We start from the raw sequence: 17,194 nt of genomic DNA, 5'->3' as shown, positions 1-17,194 counted from the left end.
GCCCGAAACGACGACGGCGCCCCATCGGGCGCCGTCGTCTTGTCGAACCGTGGGGAAAGATCGACCGATGCATCGGGTCAGCGATAAGTGCCTGCCACGGTCCCCTCGACCACCTCGAACTGCTCGAGCCCGCCACCTTCGGCGGTGGCCTCCGCCGGCAGCGGGTTGGCGTGGGCACGCTTGAAGTCGTCGCTGCCCACCCAGGCTCGGAAGGCGTCCTGGCTTTCCCACTCGGTCTCCACCACATAGGGTGCCTGATTGCCCTGGGGCCTGAGCACCCGCATGGCCTTGAACCCGGGCTGTTTGTCGATTTCCCCGGCCCGGGCCCGGAAACGGGCCTCGAACTCGTCCTCATAGCCCGGATTGACGTGGATGCGATTATTGACGATGTAGCTCATCTCGACTCCTTTCCTTCGGGACATCCATCTCAGGTGAGATCGGCAGGGGCGGTGAAGCGGGTCAGCAGTGCGCAGCCGGCAGCGGGCACTTCGGCGGCGAGCTCGGCGATGGCGGCGGTGGGAAACCCCGGCCCTCGATCGGCCCGCCCATCCACCAGCAGCCCGGTGAGCCCGCCCACCAGTGGCATGTGACTGACCAGCAGCAGCGGCCGATCGCCGTCCTGCTCCAGCAGCCACTCGACCACCGCCTCGGGCGAGTCGTCCGGGGTGATTCGGTCCAGGGGCTCGACCGACAGCCCCAGGGCCTCGCCGAGGCGTTCGGCGGTCTGCTGTGCCCGTCGATAGGGGCTCGCCAGCAGCCGCAGCCGGTCAAGGGCCAGGTCGTCGCGCCCGGCCAGCCAGGTCCCCATGCGGGCCGCCTCGTCGGCGCCCCGCGCGGTCAGCTCGCGGGCCGGATCGGGGCTGCCCCATCCGGCCTCGCCGTGGCGCATGATCAGCAGCGGTTCAGTCATGGCCGCCTCCGGTGTCGCGGTGATCCTGTTGCACGTCCTCCCGAGAAAGCACGAACTCCACGTCGCTGCTCTGCTGGCCGCGCATCAGCAGCCGCGCCATTTCCCGGGCCGGCACGCCCTCGAACAGTACCTGATAGAGCCCCTCGGCGATGGGCATGTAGACGCCCTCCTCGCGGGCCTTGTCACGTACCAGACGCACGGTATTGACGCCCTCGGCCACCTGGCCCAGCGCCTCGACGGCCTCGTCCAGGGTCCGCCCCTCGCCCAGCGCGAAGCCGACCCGATAGTTGCGCGAACGGCTCGAGGAGCAGGTGACGATCAGGTCGCCGACGCCCGCCAGGCCGAGGAAGGTCATGGGGTTGGCCCCCTGGGACACGGCGAAGCGGCTCATCTCGGCCAGCGCCCGCGTCATCAGCATGCTGCGGGTGTTCTCGCCCATGCCCAACGCCGCCGCCATGCCTGCGGCGATGGCGTAGAGATTCTTGAGCGCCCCGCCGAGCTCGACCCCATAGCGATCGTTGCTGGCATAGACCCGGAAGTAGTCGCAGCCCAGTGCGGTCTGCACCCGGGTGCGGGTCAGGGCGTCATGGCTGGCGATCACGGTGGCGGTAAGCTGACGTTCGGCGACCTCGGTGGCCAGGTTGGGTCCCGACAGCACGCCGATGTGCGCAAAGCCGGTCTCCTCCTCGAGGATCTGACTCATCAGTTTGAAACCCTCCTCCTGGATGCCCTTGGTGGTGCTGACCAGGATCTGCGAGGCATCCAGCCAGGGCCGCGCCTGACGCACCACGTCGCGGAAGGCCTTGGAAGGGATGGCCACCAGCACCAGGCCGGCGCCCGGCAACACCTCCTCGAAGGCGGTCGAGGCGCGCACGGCGGGATTGATGGCGTAGTCGGGCAGATAGCGGCCATTGCGATGCTCGAGGTTGATCTGCTCGACCAGCGCAGGGTCGCGCAGCCACTGGCGCACCTCGAAGCCGTTGTCGGCGGCGATGCTGGCCAGTGCGGTGCCGAAGCTGCCGCCCCCGAGCACCGCTACCCTGTAGTTGCGATCATCACTGTTGTTGCGATCAAGACTGTGATCGTCGGACATGGTCGCCCCGGGACTGGAAGTGGTCCGGGGATTGTAACGAAAAACGCCCCCATGAGGGGGCGTCGTATCGGCGCGATGCGGGCCGCCGAGGCGGCCCGTGGCCGTTCAGTCGATCATCGGCACCAGGGTGTCGATGCTCGAACGGGCATCGCCGTAGAGCATCCGGGTGTTCTCCTTGAAGAACAACGGATTCTCGATGCCCGAGTAGCCGGTACCCTGCCCGCGCTTGCTGACGAACACCTGCTTGGCTTCCCATACCTTCAGCACCGGCATGCCGGCGATCGGGCTGTTGGGATCTTCCTGGGCAGCCGGATTGACGATGTCGTTGGAGCCGATGACGATCACCACGTCGGTGTCGGCGAAATCGTCGTTGATCTCGTCCATCTCCAGCACGATGTCGTAGGGCACCTTGGCCTCGGCCAGCAGCACGTTCATGTGCCCCGGCAGGCGACCGGCGACCGGGTGGATGCCGAACCGCACGTTCTTGCCGGCGCTGCGCAGCTTGCGAGTCAGCTCGCTGACCGCATTCTGGGCCTGGGCCACCGCCATGCCGTAGCCCGGCACGATGATCACGCTGTCGGCGTCGTTGAGCGCGCTGGCCACGCCGGCGGTGTCGATAGCGACCTGCTCGCCCTCGATCTCCGCAGCCGGCCCCTGGCTGCCGCCGAAGCCCCCCAGGATCACGTTGACGAAGTTGCGGTTCATCGCCTTGCACATGATGTAGGAGAGAATGGCACCGGAGGAGCCGACCAGGGCGCCGGTGACGATCAGCAGATCATTGGACAGCGTGAAGCCGATGGCCGCCGCCGCCCAGCCGGAGTAGCTGTTGAGCATCGACACCACCACCGGCATGTCGGCGCCGCCGATGCCCATGATCAGGTGATAGCCGATGAAGAACGCCAAGCCCGCCAGCAGCAGCAGGGTCCAGAAGCCGGCGCCGTTGAGGTAGAGCACCGCCAGCCCCACGGAGGCGGCCGCGGCGGCGGCATTCAGCAGGTGGCCGCCGGGCAGCTGCTTCGGCTTGCCGTCGACCTTGCCGGCCAGCTTGCCGAAGGCGATCACCGAGCCGGTGAAGGTCACCGCGCCGATGAACACCCCGAGCACCACCTCGATCTGCAGGAAGGTGAGCTCCGCCGGGGTCTTGTGCGCCACCAGGGCGGCGAAGGCCGAGAAGCCCTCGGTGCCCTGCTCGGCGAGCTGGGCGGCCAACACGCGACGCCGTTCCAGGTCGGCGTTGAAGCCGACGAATACCGCGGCCAGGCCGACGAAGCTGTGCAGCGCCGCCACCAGCTGCGGCATCTCGGTCATCTCGACCTTCTTGGCCACGTAGGCGCCGATGCCGGCGCCGATGGCCATCATCGGCAGCATCCACCAGTAGCCGCCGATGCCCGGCCCGAGAGAGGTGAAGAACACCGCCACGGCCATGCCGATGATGCCGTACCAGACGGCCCGCTTGGCCTTCTCCTGGTTGCTCAGTCCCCCCAGCGAGAGGATGAAGAGTACGCTTGCCGCGATCGAGGCGGCAGATACGAAACCTTGTGCCAACATTTATCGATCTCCGCCGCTCAGGATTTCTGGAACATGGCGAGCATCCGGCGCGTAACCTGGAAGCCCCCCACGATGTTGATGGTGGCGATCAGCACCGAGATGCCGGCGAGCAGGCTCACCAGGGCACTCCCCGAACCGATCTGCAGCACCGCCCCGAGCACGATGATCCCGGAGATCGCGTTGGTCACCGCCATCAGCGGGGTGTGCAGCGAGTGGCTGACGCCCCAGATCACCTGGAAGCCGACGAAGCAGGCCAGGACGAAGACGATGAAGTGCGACATGAACGACGCCGGGGCCACCTGGCCGAGCAGCAGCATCAGCGCCCCGCCGACGCCCAGCAGCGTCGCCTGACGCTTGGTCTGGGACACGAAGGCGGCGTGTTCGGCGGCCTTCTTCTCCTCCGGGGTGGGCTCGGGCTCCTTGGGCTTCGGCTTGGCCGCGGCGATCGCCTGCACCTTGGGCGGCGGCGGCGGGAAGGTGATGTCGCCCTGGTGGGCCACCGTCGAACCACGGATGACGTCGTCATCCATGTTGTGGTGGATGACGCCATCTTTCTCCGGCGTCAGGTCGGTGAGCATGTGGCGAATATTGGTGGAATAGAGCAGCGAGGCCTGGGTCGCCATGCGCGACGGGAAGTCGGTATAGCCGACCACGATCACGCCGTTGTCGGTGACCACGCGCTGGTCCGGCACCGTCAGGTCACAGTTGCCGCCCTTCTCGGCGGCCAGATCGACGATCACCGAGCCCGGCTTCATGGCCTTGACCATGTCCTCGAGCCACAGCTTGGGCGCCGGGCGGCCGGGGATCAAGGCAGTGGTGATGACGATGTCCACTTCCGGCGCCTGCTCGCGGAACAGCGCCAGCTGCTTCTCGCGAAACTCGGGGCTGGAGGGCGCCGCATAGCCGCCACTGCCCGAACCATCCTGGCTGTCCTCGAAGTCGAGGAACAGGAACTCGGCACCCATCGACTCGATCTGCTCGGCCACCTCGGGACGTACGTCGAAGGCGCGCACCACGGCGCCCAGGCTGGTCGCGGTGCCGATAGCGGCGAGTCCGGCCACCCCGGCGCCGACGATCAGCACCTTGGCCGGCGGCACCTTGCCCGCGGCCGTCACCTGGCCGGTGAAGAAGCGACCGAACTGGTTACCCGCCTCGATCACCGCGCGATAGCCAGCGATATTGGCGGTGGACGACAGGGCATCCATCTTCTGGGCCCGCGAGATGCGCGGCACCATGTCCATGGCGACGACGGTGGCGCCGGTGTCGCGGCAGCGCTCGAGCAGGGGTTCGTTCTGAGCCGGCCAGAAGAACGAGATCAGGGTCTGATCGCCGCGCAGATAGCCGGCCTCTTCCTCGGAGGGCTCGCGGACCTTGATCACCACATCGGCGGCGTCCCACAGGGCCTTTGTGCCTTCAACGACGGTGACGCCGGCCTGGCGGTAGGCCTCGTCATCGAAACCGGCGGCCGCACCGGCGCCGGCCTCGACGAGGCATTCGTGTCCCAGCTTCTGGATATGTTGCGCGCTGTCCGGGGTCAGCGCGACGCGCGCTTCCCCCGGGGCATGCTCCTTGGGTGCACCAATCTTCACGTTGGATCTCCCGTGTGACGTTTTAGTATTGAAATTGTGCATAACCTGGACGGACCAGTCTTACGTAGCCGGCGCAGAATCTCAACCCGCATGGCGGGGATTAAAGCGCCAATGACGCCCCTGATATACCCATGAAAACAAGCGGCTGGAGTTGACCAATACGTCAAGGTCAAGCCCTGTAGCGCATGGCAACGGGGCTCCTGGCAACGCAGAAGGCTATGCGCGCCACGGATGACGCAGCGCAACAAATTCCGTCTCGGCGGAGAAATATAGCCCAAGGCAGGCGCGCCGACCGCCCGGTGAGGCGATCGGCGCGGGCGGCGCCACCCGAAAGGCGGCGCGGCAGGAAGGGTCAGGCGCTCAACAGGGCGTTGAGACGCTTGACGTAGGCGGCCGGATCGTCGAGGTGGCCGCCCTCGGCGATGATCGCCTGGTCGAGCAGGATCCGCGCCAGATCGGCGAAGCCGTCACCCTCGACGCCCTCCAGGCGCGCCACCAGGGCGTGCTCGGGATTGAGCTCGAGAATCGGCTTGACCTCCGGCATCGGCTGGCCGGCGGCTTCCATGATGCGGCGCATCTGGTAGCCCATCTCATGCTCCGGCAACACAACGCAGGCCGGGGAGTCGGTCAGGCGGTGGGTCACCTTGACCTCCTGGACCTCGTCGCCGAGCGCTTCCTTGACGCGCTTGACCAGGTCTTCCTTGGCCTTGGCGGTCTCTTCCTGGGCCTTCTTCTCTTCCTCGTCCTCGACCTCGCCGAGGTCCAGGTCGCCCTTGGCCACGTCGACGAGCTTCTTGCCCTCGAACTCGGTCAGGTGGCTCATCAACCACTCGTCGATGCGGTCGTGGAGCAGCAGCACCTCGATGCCTTTCTTGCGGAAGATCTCCAGATGCGGGCTCGACTTGGTGGCGTTGAAGCCGTCGGCGACGATGTAGTAGATCTTCTCCTGCCCGTCCTTCATGCGACCGATGTAGTCGGCCAGCGACTGATCCTGGGTGGCACTGTCGGTATGGGTGGTGGAGAAGCGCAGCAGGCCGGCGATTTTCTCGCGGTTGGCATGATCCTCCGCCGGGCCTTCCTTGAGCACGCTGCCAAAGGTGTTCCAGAAGGTCTGGTAGGCCTCGGGATCCTTGGCCAGCTTCTTGAGCATGTCCAGCGAACGCTTGGTCAGCGCGCTCTTGATCTTCTCGACCTGCGGGTCCTGCTGGAGCAGCTCGCGGGAGACGTTCAGCGACAGATCGCGGGTGTCCAGCACGCCCTTGATGAAGCGCAGGTACAGCGGCAGGAACTGCTCGGCGTCGTCCATGATGAAGACGCGCTGCACGTAAAGCTTCACGCCGCGGGCGCCGTCGCGCTCATAGAGGTCGAACGGGGCGCGGCCCGGCACGTAGAGCAGGCTGGTGTATTCGAGCTTGCCCTCGACCTTGTTGTGGCTCCAGGTCAGCGGATCGCTGAAGTCGTGGGCGACGTGCTTGTAGAACGCCTTGTACTCGTCGTCGGTGAGCTCGCTCTTGGGACGCACCCACAGCGCGGTGGCCTCATTGACGGTTTCCCAACTGACGGTCTCGCTGCCCTCGATCTCGTTGCCGTCCTCGTCGCGGGCGGTCTCGACCTTGGGCATGCGCACCGGCACTTCGATGTGGTCGGAGTACTTGCGCACCAGGCTCTGCAGGCGGAAGTCGTCGGCGAACTCGCGGGCGTCCTCCTTAAGGTGCAGGACGATCTCAGTGCCGTGGGCCTCGCGCTCGATATCGGCGACGCTGAACTCGCCCTCGCCCCGGGAGTGCCACTCGACGCCCTCGCCCTGCTCGGTGCCGGCCTTGCGGGTGCGCACCGTGACCTCGTCAGCGACGATGAAGCCGGAATAGAAACCGACGCCGAACTGGCCGATCAGCTTGGCATCCTTCTGCTGCTCCCCGGAAAGCTGCTTGAGGAACTCGGCGGTGCCACTGCGAGCGATGGTGCCGAGGTTCTCGATCACCTCGTCGCGATTCATGCCAATGCCGTTGTCACGAAGGGTGACGGTGCCGGCCTCGGCATCGTGCTCGATCTCGATGCGCAGCTCGCTGTCGCCCTCGTAGATGGCGTCATTGTCCAGCGCCGCATAGCGCAGCTTGTCGCAGGCATCGGCGGCGTTGGAGATAAGCTCGCGCAGGAAGATCTCCCGGTTGGAGTACAGGGAGTGAATCATCAGGTGAAGAAGCTGCTTGACCTCGGTCTGGAAGCCGAGGGTCTCTTCACGGGTGGCAGTGGTCATGTCTTTCGGACCCCTTGTCGACGTGTCGGCGGTGGCGAGGCCACCAGTTGCTTGGCTTCCATCGATATGGGGACCGGCCTGATTTTTTCAAGCGCCCGGCTCGCCGAGTACGAAGTGCAATCGCGCGGTGGCTACCGGCACGTCTTCGCTCTGCTGCCAGGCCTGCACCCGCACGTTGGCCAGGCGCCGGCCCTCGCGCATCAGCTCGCAGCGTGCCAGGGTCGGCACTACCCGGGCGCTGCGCAGGTAGTCGATGGAGACATCGACGATGCGAGGCAGGCGCGGCTCACGGGCCGCCAGCATCAGGTCCAGGGTAGCGGCGGTTTCCATGAAGGCCGCCACGACGCCGCCATGCAGCGCCGGCAGCAGCCGGTTGCCGACGTTGTCCTCACGGGGTTCGAGGCGAAAGATCAGCCCCTCGCCGTCCTCGGCCGGGGCGGCCGAGACACCGATGCGACGCGCATAGGGAATCCGCGCCAGCCAGGCCGCCACGTCTCCCGACGCCCGGGTGCGGGCCAGCCACTCGGTGTCACCGAAGCTATCAGCCATGATCGTTCTCCTCGGCAAACAGCGCCGCCGCGAACGCTGGCGGCGTATTGCGCGGCCCCAGCCGCGCGAAGTTGGCAATGCCCCGGGCCAGGGGCTCGTCCGGGGTTTGCCAGACCCGCCCCTCGGTGAACACCACTGAGGCGGTCACCGCCACCGCCCGCGCCTCGACGTGAAGGTCCGCGCCCGCCACCCCGGGACGAAAGTGGTCGAGGCGCAGGTCGAGGGTCGGGCACACCTCGAGTTCAGGCAACGCCGGCAGCACCGCCGCACCGCAGGCGGTATCCAGCAGCATGGTCAGCAGACCACCATGCACTAGCCCTCGCCCTTCGTCGCCCAACAGGTCGTCTTGCCAGGGCAGCCGCAGAAGAACGCCCTCGGGCCCGGCCGCGCCGGCCTGGAGCCCGAGCGCCCGGGTGTGCGGGATGGCGTCGACGAAGCGCTGCAGGGCGCGCCGCCACTCTTCGGGACCGGGTGCAGGGCCGGAGGTCATGGGCTATCTCGCTTACAGGTTGAGACCGGGTGCAGGATGAGGCCGGCATAGGCGGCGACATCAATTCAAACGTTTGACCAAAATCTAGCCCAAGCCTTCATTCGTCGGCAAGCCGCCTCCCTCAACGCGAGGGCTCGGCCCGTTCGCGCCAGGTCCTGTAGTCTTCCAGGGCACGATCCACTCGCGTCAGCAGCCAGCCGACAATCACCGCGTCGTCCATCAGTCCCAGCGCCAGCAGCATGTCGGGCACCAGGTCCAGTGGCGAGAGCAGATACACCAGCGCCGCGAGCATCCAGCCCAGCGCCGACCAGGGCACGGGACGATAACGGCCGCGCACCACGTCCGACAGCATGGGCGGGAACCAGCGCAGAGCCCGGCGCATGCGAACGAAGACGCCGGCACGGCGCTTCAGGCGCTGCAGCGGGGCGGAACCAACGGGACGCCTCATGGACACTCTCCTTGCCGACACGCGGGTTTGCCGCTACAGGATGGGGATAACCGAGGCCAAACGCCAGTCGTCGGCCTGCGGCGACACTACTCAAGCGCCGCTCCATGGGCGACCATGTGGCACCGCACACCGCACCACCCCGAGAGGCGACACGATGCCAAGCACCTCCTTCCGCATCCCCTGGAAGCCCCTGCTGACCACCGTCCTGCTGAGCCTGCCCGCAGCAGGGCAGGTCCAGGCCAACGACGATCGCGCCATGCAAGAGGCCCTCCAGGCGGCGCGCGCCCACGACTGGCAGGCCATCGACCAGGCCGCCGTCAACGACCACGTGCTGGCCGGCTACGTTGCCTACCATCGGCTCAAGGCCCGGCTGCCCGGGGCATCGCCGGACGAGGTGCGGGCCTTCATCGCGCAGCACGCTGATTCACCGCTGGCCGAATGGTTGCGCGGTCAGGCCATCTCGGCCTACGGCGAGGCCGGCCGCTACTCATCGCTGCTGGCGGTGGCCGACGGCGAACCCAGCGGGACCGAACGGCAGTGTCACTACTACGCCGCCCTGCTCGGCACCGACCCGGCGACCGCCGCCGAGGGCGGTCGCGCGCTGTGGCGAGTCGGGCATTCTCAGCCTGACGCCTGTGACCCGCTCTTCAATACCCTGCGCGCCCGGGGCGAGATCGGCCCCGAACAGATCTGGGAGCGCCTGACCCTGGCCTGGCAGGCCGACAAGCCGGGCCTGGTCGGCTACCTGGGCCGCCAGTTGGGAGACGACTGGACCGGGGCCCGGGCGGCGCTTGACCGGCTCGACGACGATCTCTCGATCATCGCCCGGCTCCCTACCTGCATCGGCCCGGACTGCCGGGGTACCGGCGCCCTGTTCGCCGCCGCCATGCACGACTACACGCGGGCGGATACCGCGGCGGCACTGTCGGCCTGGCGCCGGCTGGCGCCGCAGCTGGTCATCGACGACGTCCACCGCGACGCCATCGAGCACGACTTGGCCTTCTACTCGCTGGTTCGTGAGATCCATCATCATCGCGACTGGGTCGATGGCGTGCTGCCGCGCCTCGATGACCCCGAGCTGACCGAGCTGCGCATTCGGGTCACCCTGGCCGACCGCGACTGGCCTGGCGTGCTGGCCTGGGCCAACCGCCTTCCCGCGGAAGACGCCGGCGACGCTCGCTGGCAGTACTGGCAGGCCCGTGCCCACGAGCAGCTGGGCGACGACACCGCCGCCCAGGCGGCCTATGGCCGCGCCGCGAGCCAGCGCAGCTTCTTTGCCTTCGCCGCCGCCGACCGCCTTGGCCAGCCCTACGCCCTGAACCGCGCCGATACCGCGATCGACGAGGCCAGCCGCCGCGAGATCGCCGCCTCGCCCGTGGTGCGCCGCACCGAGGCCTTGCTGCGCATCGGCGAACCGGGCCTGGCCAGCAGCGAATGGTACAGCGCCGCTGCCCGCGGCACGTCCGATCGCGCCATGGCGATGGCCGACTATGCGGCCCGGCGCGGCTGGCCCGCTCGGCTAGTGCAGACCACCATCGCCGCCCAGCTGTGGGACGCCCTGGAGTGGCGCTTCCCCGAGGCCTACCGGTCGGACTTCCTGCGCTGGGGCGAGGTCAACGACGTCGACCCCTACCTGCTGATGGGCATCGCCCGCCGCGAGAGCGCCTACAACCCCGAGGCACTCTCGCCGGCCGGGGCCCGCGGCCTGATGCAGCTGATGCCGGGCACCGCCCGCCAGGTCAGCCAGCGCCTCGGGCTGGCCGATCCCGGCCCCTATGGCGTCCTCGACCCGGCCATCAACATCCGCCTGGGCAGCGCCTACATCGGCGAGATGCTCGAGCGCTATCGTGGCAATCGCCTGGCGGCCACCGCCGCCTACAATGCCGGCCCGAGCCGCGTCGACCGCTGGCTGCGCCATGCCCCCGAGCAGTTCGACCTTTTCGTCGAGTCGATCCCGTTCCGCGAAACGCGCAACTACGTGCAAGCCGTGCTGGCCTATCGAGTGATCTTCGAAAGCCTGGCCAAGGGCGGCAATGGTGGAGGGGTGTCGATGCTGACGCCGGCGGAACGCCAGGGACGCTATGACGGCTCGCTGCTGGCGAGGAATTAAGCTGGAAGCTGGAAGCTGGAAGCTGGAAGCTGGAAGCTGGAAGCTGGAAGCTGGAAGCTGGAAGACAGCATGAGCCCGACGACTTCGGAGTCAAGGGTTTTTCAAGCTTCCAGCTTAAGCCCGCGAAGCGGGCGTTCTTCCAGCTTCAGGTGTCAGGCCGGCGCTCGGGTCAGCGCCAGCTTGGCGCCGAATCCCACCAGCACGCTGCCGGTGATGCCATTGAGCCAGCGCGAGAAACGCGGGCTGGCCAGCCAGCGGCCGGCACGCCCCACCAGCAATACCACGGCGATCTGCCAGACGTTGGCTACCACGAAGTGCACGCTTGCAAGCCACAGCGACTTGGCCAGCGCCGGGTCCCCGGGGGCGATGAACTGGGGCAGGAAGGCCATGTAGAAGACCACCGTCTTGGGGTTGAGCACGTTGGACAGCAGCCCCTCGCGCAGCGGCCGCCAGGCCGGGACCCGGTTGCGCGGGCCATCGACCCCGGCTACCGGCAGCCCCTGGCCACGCCGAGCGGCCAGCAGGCTAGCGAGCCCCAGCCAGATCAGATAAGCAGCCCCGGCCAGCTTGAGCACGCCGAACGCCCAGGCCGACTGCAGCAGAATCAGCGAGATGCCCAGCGCCGAGACGCTAGCGTGCACGAAGAGCCCTGCGCAGATCGCCAGGCTGGTCAGCACGCCGTCGCGCACCCCGCCGCGGGCAGTGTTGCGGATCACCAGCAGGGTATCCACGCCCGGCGTGATACTGAGCAGGGTAATCGCCACCAAAAAGGGCCAGAACTGGGCATCAAACCACATGGGCCGGGTCCTCAGTCAGTGAACACGTCTCGCTTGGCATGACGCATGGAGATCTGGTCGTTGAGGGTCCAGAAGTCGTAAAGCACACCGAGCCCGCACAGTCCGAGAGTAAACAGATAGATCAATCCGGTGAGCCACTTGCCAAGATAGAAGCGGTGCACGCCGAAGGCGCCGAGGAAGGTCAGCAGCAGCCAGGCCAACGTGTAATTGGTAGGCCCGGCCTGGAAACGCAAATCGGCCTGTCGATCCATCGACGGAATCAGGAACAGGTCGATCAACCAGCCGATACCCAGCAGCCCGAAGGTAAAGAACCACAGGGTCCCGGTGACGGGCTTGCCGTAGTAGAAGCGGTGGGCGCCTAGAAAGCCGAATACCCACAGCAGGTAGCCGATGACCTTGCTGTGGGTATCCTGAGTGGCGATGCGGGTCTGATTCATGGAAAGGGTCTCGTCGATGCCATAGCGGTCGCTGGACGCCCGAGAGCTTTGTGGCTACATTGACCTTGCGGGCGGAAGCACCAGTTTCCCTGCGCCACCGTGTTGACGCAACCCTGGCGCTGATGCACTATCCGCTGCGTTGGTTAGCAAGTAGAAAGTCGTCAGTTGTACTTCGATTCCTTCGATACACCCGGTGCGCACTTCTTCCTTGTCTTGCCCACGCACGACGGGCCCATACGCGGTCTTGCGACCGGCACGGCCCAGCACCATCATTTAGCTAGTTAAGGAAATCGACAATGGCAACTGGCACTGTCAAGTGGTTCAACGACACCAAGGGCTATGGTTTCATCTCGCCGGAAGACGGCGGTGACGACCTGTTTGTCCACTTCTCCGAGATTCAGGCTGAAGGCTTCAAGTCCCTGCAGGACGGCCAGAAGGTATCCTTCGAGGTGACTCAGGGCAAGAAAGGCCTCCAGGCCTCCAACGTTCGCCTCGCAGAGTAAGCTCGCGTCCGAACGCACGATGACCGGCGATATCACCGGTCATCGTCGAGAAGAAGGCCCGCCTATCAGGCGGGCCTTTTTCATGGTCCTCGATCAGGGCGTCGCGTCATCGCCTTCCTGATCCGCACTTTCCTGCCCGGTCGTACTGCCCTGCTGATTCTCGGCCGATTGCCCGGACGTGGCCTGCTGTTCGGTCCCGGAATCATCGCCTCGGGTCGACTCGCGAATCTCGCTCGGCACTTCCTGCTCGGCGCGCTCGAACTGTTCGTCGATCTCGCGGCTGGCCTCCTCAAAGCGACGCTCGGTCTCCTCGAGGATCTTCTGGACCTCGGGATCCGAGGATTCTTCCAGCTCGTCGATGTCCGACGCCTGGGTGTCTTCCGACAGCACCTCGTCGAGCTCGCCCCCCTCAACCGGATCGGCCGTCGCCTCGGGCGCCTGACGCTCGACCTCCTCGAATTGCTCGTCGATCTTGCGCTGGGCCTCCTCGAAGCGACGGTCGGTCTCCTCCAGAATCTCCTCGACCTCTGGGCTGGCGCCCTCCTCGGGGAGCGCGGCCTCGTCCGGCAGTGCCGCCTCCTCGCCGACCGAAGAGGCGTCGGCGGATTCGGGGTCCGATGCCGACATCGCCCCCTCATCGGCCGGACTCCCCTCGGCCGGGGCCTCGGTGTCAGCCGTGTCGGTCGGCTCGCTTGCCGGGTCGTCTCCCGAGGCCGTGCCGCTCTCGGCGACGGCTGTTTCGCTCGCCGTGTCTCCGGCGGGAGCGCCTTCGGCCCCGTCGCTTGAAGCAGCCTCGTCGTCGCCGCAGCCCGCCAGAACCAGGGCCATCGCCAGGACGAGCGGTTTCCAGGGTGTCATGGCCTTCCTTCTCTTCAATGGGTGTGACGTCATTGCACCAAAGGGACTTCGGCGCCGCAAGGCAGGTTCAACGTGCAAACAGCTGGCCGGCGATGTCGCGAAACGCCTTGAACTCGATGGCGTTGCCGCTGGGGTCGCGGAAGAACATGGTGGCCTGCTCGCCGGGCTGGCCCGCGAAACGTACTTGAGGTTCGATGTCGAAGCGGATGCCGGTGGCCGTTAGCCGGTCGACCAGCGCCTCCCAGTCGACCATCTCCAGCACCACGCCGAAATGGGGCACCGGTACGCCCTGCCCATCCACCGGATTGCGGTGCACATCTCGGCGCGACTCGCCCAGGGACGGATCGAGATGGCAGACGAACTGATGACCGTAGAGATCGAAATCGACCCAGGTGTCGCTACTGCGGCCTTCGGGACATCCCAACAGCTCGCCATAGAAACGCCGTGCCTCGCCCAGGTCGCGGACCGGCACGGCGAGATGAAAGGGAGTCAACATGATCACACCTCCATGAGCCAAAACGTCTTCATGATGCCGCGGCATGCGCCGGCTGACCAGTCGAACGTCCCGTCAGCAGCGGGCAGTCGTCTGGCAGCGCCAGCCCTAGCACTCCCGGCTCCACATCGACTCGGAAAGCGCGACGATGACGGGGCTCGCCGTCGAGGGTCAGCGGCAGCTCGCTTCGCGACTCGACGCTGAGCCAGGCGGTGCGAAAGGTCTCGACGTACGTCCCCGCCTCGGGACGGCGCTGAAGTTCGCGGCGCATCGTCGCCATGTCCCGCAGCGAGGCGAAATCGCGCAGAATCAACACATCGAGCAGGCCATCGTCGATGCGCGCCGCCGGCGTAAGACGCTGCCCTCCTCCGGAGCGAGTCCCGTTACCGAGCGCCAGCACGAACAGCGAAGCCTGGCGCTCGCCCTCGGCCCAGCGCAGCGTTACCGGGTAGGGGCGGTACTGCCAGGCCTTGAGCGCCCCGATCAAGGAATAGGCGCCGCCGCCGAGCAGCCGCTTGAGGCTCTTGGGGGTCGAGGAAGTGATCTCCGCGCCGAAACCGCCGGTGGCCATGTTCAGGAAGTAGCGGCCATCCAGTCGGGGCACATCCACCGACGCCAGGGGGAGATGCAGGGCCGCCTCCAACGCCGGACCAGGCTCCAGCGGCAAGCCCAGGGCATTGGCCAAGTCGTTGGCGCTGCCCAGCGGCAGAATCCCCAGCCCAGGGCGTGCGTGGGCCGGCAGGCGCATCAGGCCATTGACCACTTCGTTGACGGAGCCATCGCCACCACCGGCGATCACCCGCCCAGCTCCCTCTCGACCAGCACACTCGGCCATGCGAGCGGCATCGCCCGCCTCCCAGGTGACCCACACGTCCAGTGCCGCCCCGGCCTTGCGACAGGCAGACACCGCCTCGCGCACCGCCGGCAGCTGGGCCGACTTGCCGTTCAGTATCAGCGTTGCCATGGTCTCATGTTCCTTCTCCTTGATCGTCGTCATGGCCGCTTCACGCTCGGCGGGCATGCTCGAGAGTTGAATGCCATTCACTCTATGACTTCCTTACACTGTCTGTCTTCTCGCATCCTTCTTCGACCATCGCGACACAGGGAGTTGTCATGATCGCACCGGCCTTCCTCCTGGCCGCTTTCCTCGGCGGCCTCGCTGCCATGACCCTGCGGCTGCCGCCGCTGGTGGGCTTTCTGGCCGGGGGCTTCGTTCTCAATGCGCTGGGCTATCAGTCCACACCACTGTTCGAGACGCTAGCCGACGTCGGGGTCACGCTGCTGCTGTTCAGCATCGGTCTCAAGCTGGACATCCGCACCCTGCTGCGCCGCGACGTCTGGGGCGGCGCCTCACTGCACCTGCTCGCCTCGACGCTGGTGATGGTTGGGATACTGGCACTGTTCAAGTGGCTGAGCCTGCCGCTGTTAGCCGATGCGGGCTGGTCGACGCTGGCCCTGCTAGGGTTCGCGTTGTCTTTCTCCAGCACGGTGTTCGTGGTCAAGGTGCTGGAAAAGCGCAGCGAGACCCAGACCGCCTACGGACGCCTGGCCATTGGCGTGCTGATCATGCAGGACATCTTCGCCGTGGTCTTTCTGACCGCTTCCAACGGTACGCTACCGAGTCCCTGGGCTCTGGGGCTGCTGCTGCTGATCCCGCTGGCACCGGCGCTGCGGGCCCTGCTGGACCGCCTTGGCCACGGCGAGATGCAGATGCTGTTCGGCATGCTGCTGGCCCTTGTGCTGGGCTATGCACTGTTCTCTGTGGTAGGCCTCAAGGGCGATCTCGGCGCCCTGATCATCGGCCTGCTGCTGGCGCCCCACCCCGCCGCCCAGACCCTGGCGCGCTCGATGTTCAGCCTCAAGGAGCTGCTGCTGGTGGGCTTCTTCCTGAGCCTCGGCCTGACCGCGATGCCCAGTTGGGAGCTGCTCGGCGTGGCGCTGCTGCTGGTCGTGGCGCTGCCGGTGAAGAGCCTGCTCTATCAGCTGGTGTTCATGCGCTTTCGCATGCGACACCGCACCTCGGTGCTGGCCACCCTGAGCCTGACCAACTATTCGGAGTTCGGTCTGATCGTCGGCGCCATCGCCGCCGCCCAGGGCTGGCTGCCGGAAAGCTTCCTGGTGGTGCTGTCGCTGGCGGTGGCGCTGAGCTTCGCCTTCTCGGCGGTGATCAACGGCGTCGGAGAGCGCATCTATCGCTGGCTGGAACCCCGCTTGCCCGAGCTCGACGAGCACGAGCTCGCCCCCAGCGATCGCCCCCTCGAAGTCGGCGATGCCGAGGCGGTGGTGCTGGGGATGGGGCGCATCGGCAAAGGCGTCTATCGCCGCCTGCAGAAGGAATACGGCCTGCAGGTGCTGGGCATCGACAGCAATCCCAAGAGCATCGAACGGCTTACCGCTCAGGGTTTCAACGTGCTGGAAGGCGACGCCGTGGACTCGGACTTCTGGGACAAGCTGCTGATGTCACCGGACGTGCAGCTGGTGGTGCTGGCCATGCCGCACCACGCCGGCAACCTGGCCGCCCTCAAGCAGCTGCGCTCGCGCCACTTCCCGGGGCGCATCACCGCAGTGGTGGAATTTCCCGAGGAGATCGAGCCGATCCGCGAGCTCGGCGCCAACGCCGTCTTCCATGTCTATGACGAAGCCGGACGCGCACTGGCCGATAGCGCCGCCGAGGAGGCCGGGCTGACTTCCCGCACCAGCCTGCTGGGCTGAGTCACCACGCCCGCCACCGCGGGCGTGCTACCATGCGCCCGCCCCTTTTTCGCCTCGAGGCTTCCCGCGCATGAACGACTTCTTCGCCGCGATCGGCCAATTCCTCGGCCACGTCATTCGTTTTGTCGTCGATGCGCTCAGCGCCGGCCTGCACGGCCTCGACGATGCCGCCAGCAGCTTCATCGGCGGCATCGCCGGGGCACTCGGCATTCCCGCCAACCTGCTTAGCCTGCTGGTGCTGGTCCTCGGCCTGTGGCTGCTGTGGAAGGCCTTCTCGGCGCTGCGCCGCCGCGCCATCGTCGCCACCCTGATCTGGGTGATTCTCGGTATCAGCGTGCTGGGCTGGCTGATCAACTAGCTGGGCGGTGGCTGAGCTACTGCGCTCGCGACGCCCGGCCTA

18 protein-coding genes are annotated in these 17,194 nt (G+C 66.7%); 4 read left to right on the top strand and 14 right to left on the bottom strand.

The genetic code is table 11. From position 1 onward, the window contains the following. Positions 1 to 77: 77 nt before the first annotated feature. The 9 genes from ACGTN6_RS05725 to ACGTN6_RS05685 form a co-directional block, all read right to left on the bottom strand. The gene (locus tag ACGTN6_RS05725) at positions 78 to 398 is read right to left on the bottom strand and encodes an antibiotic biosynthesis monooxygenase family protein (RefSeq protein ID WP_394590337.1); all 321 of its coding nucleotides are present in this window, start codon (positions 396 to 398) and stop codon (positions 78 to 80) included. A 29-nt stretch (positions 399 to 427) separates the two neighbouring features. After that, positions 428 to 910 (bottom strand): phosphohistidine phosphatase SixA, encoded by a 483-nt coding sequence (gene sixA, locus ACGTN6_RS05720; RefSeq protein ID WP_394590336.1) that lies wholly within the window; start codon positions 908 to 910, stop codon positions 428 to 430. After that, positions 903 to 2,003 (bottom strand): NAD(P)H-dependent glycerol-3-phosphate dehydrogenase, encoded by a 1,101-nt coding sequence (locus ACGTN6_RS05715; protein ID WP_394590335.1) that lies wholly within the window; start codon positions 2,001 to 2,003, stop codon positions 903 to 905. The genes sixA and ACGTN6_RS05715 overlap by 8 nt, the downstream gene beginning before the upstream one ends. Positions 2,004 to 2,108: 105 nt before the next feature. Next, complete coding sequence (locus ACGTN6_RS05710; protein WP_394590334.1) at positions 2,109 to 3,551, bottom strand: NAD(P)(+) transhydrogenase (Re/Si-specific) subunit beta; 1,443 nt, start codon at positions 3,549 to 3,551, stop codon at positions 2,109 to 2,111. A gap of 17 nt (positions 3,552 to 3,568) precedes the next feature. Then, the gene (locus tag ACGTN6_RS05705) at positions 3,569 to 5,140 is read right to left on the bottom strand and encodes a Re/Si-specific NAD(P)(+) transhydrogenase subunit alpha (RefSeq protein WP_394590333.1); all 1,572 of its coding nucleotides are present in this window, start codon (positions 5,138 to 5,140) and stop codon (positions 3,569 to 3,571) included. Positions 5,141 to 5,492: 352 nt separating this feature from the next. Beyond that, positions 5,493 to 7,397, bottom strand: a complete 1,905-nt coding sequence (gene htpG, locus ACGTN6_RS05700; RefSeq protein ID WP_394590332.1) for a molecular chaperone HtpG — start codon at positions 7,395 to 7,397, stop codon at positions 5,493 to 5,495. Between the two features lie 87 nt (positions 7,398 to 7,484). Then, positions 7,485 to 7,946, bottom strand: a complete 462-nt coding sequence (locus ACGTN6_RS05695) for a PaaI family thioesterase (protein ID WP_394590331.1) — start codon at positions 7,944 to 7,946, stop codon at positions 7,485 to 7,487. Next, positions 7,939 to 8,436: a PaaI family thioesterase gene (locus ACGTN6_RS05690; protein WP_394590330.1), complete on the bottom strand. Its 498-nt coding sequence runs from the start codon at positions 8,434 to 8,436 to the stop codon at positions 7,939 to 7,941. The genes ACGTN6_RS05695 and ACGTN6_RS05690 overlap by 8 nt, the downstream gene beginning before the upstream one ends. A gap of 121 nt (positions 8,437 to 8,557) precedes the next feature. After that, positions 8,558 to 8,884, bottom strand: a complete 327-nt coding sequence (locus ACGTN6_RS05685) for a YkvA family protein (protein ID WP_394590329.1) — start codon at positions 8,882 to 8,884, stop codon at positions 8,558 to 8,560. Positions 8,885 to 9,038: 154 nt separating this feature from the next. Here ACGTN6_RS05685 and ACGTN6_RS05680 point away from each other — a divergent pair, with 154 nt between their 5' ends. Next, positions 9,039 to 10,994, top strand: a complete 1,956-nt coding sequence (locus tag ACGTN6_RS05680; RefSeq protein WP_394590326.1) for a transglycosylase SLT domain-containing protein — start codon at positions 9,039 to 9,041, stop codon at positions 10,992 to 10,994. A 152-nt stretch (positions 10,995 to 11,146) separates the two neighbouring features. Here the strand turns inward: ACGTN6_RS05680 and ACGTN6_RS05675 are convergent, their stop codons facing one another. Both ACGTN6_RS05675 and ACGTN6_RS05670 read right to left on the bottom strand, forming a co-directional pair. After that, a complete protein-coding gene (locus tag ACGTN6_RS05675; protein ID WP_394590325.1) occupies positions 11,147 to 11,791 on the bottom strand; it encodes a LysE family translocator in 645 nt (214 codons plus the stop codon). Between the two features lie 11 nt (positions 11,792 to 11,802). After that, positions 11,803 to 12,228 carry an NINE protein gene (locus ACGTN6_RS05670; protein WP_394590324.1) on the bottom strand — a complete coding sequence of 142 codons (426 nt, stop codon included), beginning with the start codon at positions 12,226 to 12,228 and terminating at the stop codon, positions 11,803 to 11,805. 296 nt (positions 12,229 to 12,524) lie between these two features. Between ACGTN6_RS05670 and ACGTN6_RS05665 the strand changes: the two genes are divergently transcribed. After that, entirely contained in the window at positions 12,525 to 12,731 is a 207-nt protein-coding gene (locus ACGTN6_RS05665; RefSeq protein WP_183389269.1) for a cold-shock protein, read from the top strand. Positions 12,732 to 12,824: 93 nt separating this feature from the next. Here ACGTN6_RS05665 and ACGTN6_RS05660 read toward each other — a convergent pair whose 3' ends face one another. From ACGTN6_RS05660 to yegS, 3 genes are all read right to left on the bottom strand, one after another. After that, positions 12,825 to 13,589: a putative sodium/potassium/calcium exchanger gene (locus ACGTN6_RS05660; protein ID WP_394590323.1), complete on the bottom strand. Its 765-nt coding sequence runs from the start codon at positions 13,587 to 13,589 to the stop codon at positions 12,825 to 12,827. A 67-nt stretch (positions 13,590 to 13,656) separates the two neighbouring features. Beyond that, positions 13,657 to 14,085, bottom strand: a complete 429-nt coding sequence (locus ACGTN6_RS05655; RefSeq protein ID WP_394590322.1) for a VOC family protein — start codon at positions 14,083 to 14,085, stop codon at positions 13,657 to 13,659. 28 nt (positions 14,086 to 14,113) lie between these two features. Beyond that, complete coding sequence (gene yegS / locus ACGTN6_RS05650) at positions 14,114 to 15,046, bottom strand: lipid kinase YegS (protein ID WP_394590371.1); 933 nt, start codon at positions 15,044 to 15,046, stop codon at positions 14,114 to 14,116. Between the two features lie 149 nt (positions 15,047 to 15,195). On the opposite strand from yegS, the gene ACGTN6_RS05645 reads away from it, so the two are divergent. Both ACGTN6_RS05645 and ACGTN6_RS05640 read left to right on the top strand, forming a co-directional pair. Then, positions 15,196 to 16,794, top strand: coding sequence for a cation:proton antiporter domain-containing protein (locus tag ACGTN6_RS05645; protein WP_394590321.1), 1,599 nt, complete (start codon positions 15,196 to 15,198; stop codon positions 16,792 to 16,794). Between the two features lie 70 nt (positions 16,795 to 16,864). After that, a complete protein-coding gene (locus ACGTN6_RS05640; RefSeq protein WP_394590320.1) occupies positions 16,865 to 17,152 on the top strand; it encodes a hypothetical protein in 288 nt (95 codons plus the stop codon). Positions 17,153 to 17,194 lie beyond the last annotated feature (42 nt).

The sequence above is a fragment of the Halomonas sp. B23F22_20 genome, assembly GCF_043496985.1.
Taxonomy (GTDB): domain Bacteria; phylum Pseudomonadota; class Gammaproteobacteria; order Pseudomonadales; family Halomonadaceae; genus Halomonas.
This window is presented reverse-complemented; position numbering and strand designations above follow the sequence as displayed.